Here is a 5,135-nt window from a genome sequence, read left to right on the forward strand (position 1 = left end):
GATGAGTTGGTAAATTGGTGAGTTTATGAGTTGGTGAGTTTTTGAGTTTATGAGATTTTGAGTTTTAATTTTTTGAGTTGATGGGTTGATGAGTTTGTAAGTTGATGGAGTGGCGCATTTGGAAGTTGTTGTTTTTTCGTGAGTTTATAAGCCAGTGGGTTGATTTGTACCACCCTTTGTATGCGCCAGGAGGGTTTGTTTTGTGTGGGCAGCATAAAGACAACAAACTCCTCTCAAATTATACAACCATTAAAAGTCAAGACAGGGTACAATTAAGTATGCGTGCGGATGTGTTTATGAATAAGACGTGGCAAGGTATTTTTCGCCTTCCACGAATGACGTTTTTCCCCTCCTTTTATATAGAAAAGGTTGGTTTATGGAAACGTTTCGGCCGACAATGTGTTAGTGGCACACTGGTGCGATGCTGCTTGTACAGGCAATACAAGCATCTGATAGTGTCTGTACAAGCAGCTTGTAACGTCACTACAAGTCCATTTCAATTTTGCATTCTGCCTTACACAGTGCCTGTACAAGCTGCTCGTAACATCACTACAAGGTGGCTTGTATCGTCTCCTTGTGGCGCTATTGTTCGTTGCTTAAAGGCCGTTGCGGGTGTTTGTTGCACGTCATCGTTTTCAGTTAGCCTTTTCTCTGCAAGAAGTTAACTTATCCCAACAGAGCGTATTTATTTGTTTTTCATCTGTTTTTCCAGAGATATTTATTAACTTTGCAAGAGTTTAATACGGACATTTTTTTATTTAATTAAATAAGAACAAATTATGGTAATTGAAAAAGTTCATGCGAGAGAAATCCTCGATTCAAGAGGTAACCCTACCGTAGAGGTGGAAGTGACATTGTGTAACGGCGTGGTAGGCCGCGCAAGTGTACCCTCTGGCGCATCAACAGGCGAAAACGAGGCCCTGGAACTGCGCGACGGCGACAAGAAACGCTACTCGGGTAAGGGTGTTCTCAAAGCCGTAGAGAACGTAAACAACGTTATCGCTCCTGCCCTTAAAGGCATGCCGGTTTGCCAACAACGCAAAATCGACTATAAGATGCTCGAACTAGACGGCACGCCCACTAAGAGCAAGCTGGGTGCTAACGCCATTCTCGGCGTATCGTTGGCCGTTGCACACACCGCAGCCAAGGCCTTTGGCATGCCCCTTTACCGCTACATCGGCGGAACAAACACATACGTTTTGCCCGTGCCGATGATGAACATCGTTAACGGCGGCGCACACTCTGATGCCCCCATCGCTTTCCAAGAGTTCATGATTCGCCCCGTTGGTGCATCTTGCGAACGTGAGGCTATCCGCATGGGTGCTGAAGTGTTCCACGCATTGGCTAAGAACTTGAAGGCTCGTGGCTTGTCTACTGCTGTTGGCGACGAGGGTGGTTTCGCTCCTAAGTTCGACGGCATCGAAGACGCTTTGGACACAATCATGAAGTCTATTAAGGACGCTGGCTACGAACCTGGCAAGGATGTGAAGATTGCTATGGACTGTGCCGCATCTGAATTTGCCGTACAAGAGAATGGCGAATGGTACTACGACTATCGTCAACTCAAAAACGGCATGCCCAAAGATCCTAACGGAAAGAAACTCACCGCTGCCGAACAGATTAAGTATCTGGAAGAACTCATCACCAAATATCCCATCGATTCTATCGAAGACGGTTTGGATGAGAACGACTGGGACAACTGGGTGAAACTTACGGAGGCTATCGGCGACCGCTGCCAGCTTGTTGGCGACGACCTCTTTGTTACCAACGTGAAGTTCCTTGAAAAGGGTATTAAGATGGGTGCCGCCAACTCTATCCTCATCAAAGTGAACCAAATTGGCTCGCTCACTGAAACGCTTGAGGCTATCGAAATGGCTCATCGCGCTGGTTACACCACCGTTACGTCGCACCGTTCGGGCGAAACGGAGGACACTACCATTGCCGACATCGCCGTTGCTACCAACTCTGGACAGATTAAGACTGGCTCGTTGAGCCGCACCGACCGTATGGCTAAGTACAACCAACTTATCCGTATCGAGGAAGAGTTGTGCTGCTCTGCACGCTATGGCTACGAAAGACTGAAGAAGCAATAAGCATGTGCAATGGTAATGCTTGCCAAATGGCCGACGGCAAGTGCCGAATGGCATCGCGCTTTGGACATTTGGGAGCGTAACTGATAAAAGGGGGCGGCCTGTTTATGGTCGCCCCTGTTTTTTTATTTAACCTCATTTCCAGCCCTACCGACCTCACATCCGCCCCCAACCGGCCTCACCCCCAACCTCAACCGGCCTCACCCCCGACCCCTCTCCGAGGGGAGAGGGGAGTAGTATGTAATGCAACAACAAGGCAAACAATAAAGAATGTAAGGTAATTTCAAGGACAAACAAGCATAACCACCATGCCCCAACAAGGCATTTCACTCCCCTCTCCCCTTGGAGAGGGGTCGGGGGTGAGGCCGGTAAAGGCCGGTAAGAGGCTGGGAGGTGAGGCTATTCATTATTCATTAAAGACATGATGTACTCAAAATTCTATTTTTTAAGGACCTTAACCCTTGCTCTTTTCGCCCTTTTTGCCTTCTCGGGCATGGCGCAAAAGAATGTTTATGGCTTTAAGGTAAAGGATGAAAACGGCCGAATGGTGTCGTTGTCAAAGTATCGTGGTAAGGTGTTGCTCATCGTTAACACGGCCACGCAGTGCGGACTTACGCCTCAATACAAGCCCTTGCAAGAGCTTTACGACAAGTATCGCGATAAGGGATTGGTGGTTTTAGGCTTTCCTTGCAACCAGTTTAAAGGGCAAGCGCCTGGTACGAACAAAGAGATACGCCAGTTTTGCGAGGCCAATTACGGCGTAACTTTCCCGCAATTTGCGAAGATCGACGTGAATGGCAAGCAGGCCATTCCGCTTTATCGTTACCTCAAACGCCAGCAACCATTCTTTGGTTACTTGATGAGCGACTCCACACAGCGCGCCGAGTTTGAGCGTTTGCCAAAGGATGTGCCCATGAATGTGGAGTACGACATTCAATGGAACTTCACCAAGTTCATCGTCGACCGCGAAGGAAAGGTGGTGAAACGCGTAGAACCCAAAGACACAATGGAGTATTTGGAAGAAGAGGTGGCCAAGGTTTTGGAAGAAAAATAAGGGGCGTTGGATTATCAGAGGGCTTAGATTAGTCGGACAAGTCGGACAGGTCAGACTGGTCAGACAAGTCAGACTAGTCCGACTTGTCTGACTAGTCCGACTAATCAGGCTAATGCCAATAGGCGTTTTCTGTTATCCAATCATGCGTTTCAGGTCTTCTTCAACGGTGGTAATGCCGCCAAGTCCGAACTGTTCAACCAGCACTTTCAGCACGCCAGTCGAAACAAAGGCGGGCAAGGTGGGGCCGATGTGGATGTTCTTAACGCCCAACGACAGCAGGGCGAGCAACACGATAACCGCCTTTTGCTCGTACCAAGCGATGTTAAAGGCTAGCGGCAGGTCGTTGATGTCGGCCGCACCGAATATCTCTTTCAACTTCAAAGCCACCACAGCCCAAGTGTACGAGTCGTTACATTGGCCTGCATCGAGCACGCGGGGGATGCCGTTGATGTCGCCGAGGTTAAGCTTGTTGTACTTAAACTTGGCACAACCCGAGGTGAGGATAACCACATCGTGGGGCAACTGCTGGGCAAACTCCGTGTAATAGTCGCGACTGCGCATGCGGCCATCGCATCCGCCCATCACCACAAACTTGCGAATGGCACCGCTTTTCACGGCTTCTACAATCTTATCGGCCAGTGCAAACACCTGATTATGGGCAAAACCGCCAACAATCTCACCCGTTTCAATCTCCGTTGGGGCCTCGCAGGTCTTGGCAATGGCAATCACTTCCGAGAAATCTTTATGTCCGTTGGCGTCTTCTTCGATGTGTTTCCAACCGGGGAAACCCGTTGAGTTCATCGTAAACACGCGGTCTTTGTAGTTGGCTTTTGGCGAAGGCGGCACGATACAGTTGGTGGTAAACACGATAGGACCGTTGAATGTGCTGAACTCTTCTTTCTGTTTCCACCATGCGTTGCCGTAGTTTCCAACCAGATGCTTGTACTTTTTCAGTTCGGGATAATAGTGAGCGGGCAGCATTTCGCCGTGGGTGTACACGTCAACGCCCGTTCCTTCGGTTTGTTTCAGTAGGTCTTCGATGTCGTGCAGGTCGTGTCCCGAAATCAAAATGCCTGGGTTTTTGCCCACGCCGATGTTCACTTTGGTTATTTCGGGGTGGCCATACGATGTGGAGTTGGCTTTATCTAGCAGGGCCATAGCCGTTACGCCCCACTTGCCTGTGTCGAGAACGCAGTTCAAAAGCTGGTCCATTGGTGCATCAGGGTTGGCAATGATGGCCAGTGCATCGCCCATAAAGTCGGTTATTGTGGTGTCGGTATAGCCCAATCGCGAAGCATGTTCGTAGTAAGCGGCCATACCTTTGAGGCCCAGCACGGTGAGTTCTTTCAGCGAACGCAAGTCTTCGTTCTCGTTGCGCAGTACACTTTCCTTACGACTTTGTGCCTCGTAGTCGGACTTTTCGCCGCCCCACAGTATTTCGTGATAAGCAGGCAGTTCCACATTATGTTCTTTGGCGATGGCCAACAGCTGCTTTTTTAGGGCGATACCTTTGTCTACGCGGTTAAGTATGCTCGCATCATCGAAGTTGGCATTGGTGATACAAGCGAACAATGCGTCTACAAAATAGGTGTCAACGCCCGCAACACTCCCCACGCCAGCCTTGCGAATGGCTCGGTCGATGGTGGCAACACCGCGCACCACGCCCAGTAGTAGGTCTTGATAATTGGACGTCGAGGCCTCTTTTCCGCATACGCCCTTAACGGTACAACCCGTTCCTTTGGCTGTTTCCTGACATTGGAAACAAAACATTTTATTCTCCATCATGCTGTTTTTGTACGTTTAATGTTTGTTATTTTGCGTGCAAAGGTACATGGAGAAATACCTAGTAAAGGGTAACAAATGTGTCCGAAGGGTGGTTAATTGAAGTTAAAGATACCTATAAGTAGGTAGTAAGTTGTAAAGGAGTTAAGGAGTTAGGGAGTTAAGGAGTTAAGCCAAATGTATAGGTTGCGTTAGGCTAATAGGTAGGG

Annotated in this window: 3 protein-coding genes; 2 read left to right on the forward strand and 1 reads right to left on the reverse strand. The window is 48.8% G+C overall.

The genetic code is table 11. From position 1 onward, the window contains the following. Window positions 1-779 precede the first annotated feature (779 nt). Window positions 780-2,093, forward strand: coding sequence for a phosphopyruvate hydratase (eno, locus tag HMPREF0670_RS09280; protein ID WP_009230900.1), 1,314 nt, complete (start codon window positions 780-782; stop codon window positions 2,091-2,093). A gap of 421 nt (window positions 2,094-2,514) precedes the next feature. Further along, entirely contained in the window at window positions 2,515-3,144 is a 630-nt protein-coding gene (locus HMPREF0670_RS09285; protein WP_044078087.1) for a glutathione peroxidase, read from the forward strand. Window positions 3,145-3,276: 132 nt separating this feature from the next. Here HMPREF0670_RS09285 and hcp read toward each other — a convergent pair whose 3' ends face one another. Further along, the gene (hcp, locus tag HMPREF0670_RS09290; RefSeq protein ID WP_009230902.1) at window positions 3,277-4,929 is read right to left on the reverse strand and encodes a hydroxylamine reductase; all 1,653 of its coding nucleotides are present in this window, start codon (window positions 4,927-4,929) and stop codon (window positions 3,277-3,279) included. Between the last annotated feature and the right edge of the window lie 206 nt (window positions 4,930-5,135).

The organism is Prevotella sp. oral taxon 317 str. F0108 (genome assembly GCF_000162415.1).
Classification (GTDB): Bacteria; Bacteroidota; Bacteroidia; order Bacteroidales; family Bacteroidaceae; genus Prevotella; species Prevotella conceptionensis.